The sequence below is a fragment of the Streptomyces sp. T39 genome (genome assembly GCF_008042045.1).
Classification (GTDB): Bacteria; Actinomycetota; Actinomycetes; order Streptomycetales; family Streptomycetaceae; genus Streptomyces.
Genome location: NZ_RDBP01000281.1, coordinates 1 through 654 on the forward strand (window position 1 = coordinate 1; position 654 = coordinate 654).

Annotated in this window: 1 protein-coding gene; it reads left to right on the forward strand. The window is 74.9% G+C overall.

The annotated features are described in order from the left end of the window. Positions 1-258 (forward strand): peptide-methionine (S)-S-oxide reductase (locus EAO77_RS38270; RefSeq protein ID WP_187283633.1); only part of this gene is annotated, 258 nt, incomplete at its 5' end. Positions 259-654: the final 396 nt, after the last annotated feature.

The window sequence follows — 654 nt, forward strand, 5'->3', positions numbered from 1 at the left end:
CAGTACCGCTCCGCGATCCACACCCACTCCCCCGCCCAGGCCGCGTCGGCGGAGTCCTCCCGCGCCGCCTACCAGCAGGTCCTCAGCGGCTCCGGCTACGGCACCATCACCACGGAGATCCTCCCGGCCGAAGGCCGCCCCTTCTATCCGGCCGAGGCGTACCACCAGCAGTACCTCGACAAGAACCCGGCCGGCTACTGCGGCATCGGCGGGACGGGCGTGAGCTGCCCGATCGGCGTCGCGAAGGCCGACGGCTGAGGAGTGCTCCGCACACCGTGGCGGTGACCACCGCCGGGGGCCCGGGGAACCGGTSACCGGTTCCCCGGGCCCCCGGTCCTTCCCCGTGCCGGGCGGACGCCGGGGGCGGGCCGCCCCCCGCGGAACGCGAAACCCGGTGGGCCCGGACCGTGCCGCGCGGTAGCGTCCGGCGGGCGAGCCGCCCCAGGAGGCGGCTCACCCGTCCACGGCCATCCACGGAGACCACCATGCCCGGCACCCGCGCGACGACGACCCTGTGGCGGCCCACCGGGCCCCAGGAGCTGGATCTGGTGCGGGAGTCGGGGTGGCGGGCATGGCCGCCCCGGCTGGCCGAGCAGCCGATCTTCTATCCGGTGCTCGACGAGGACTACGCGATCAAAATCGCCCGGGACTGGA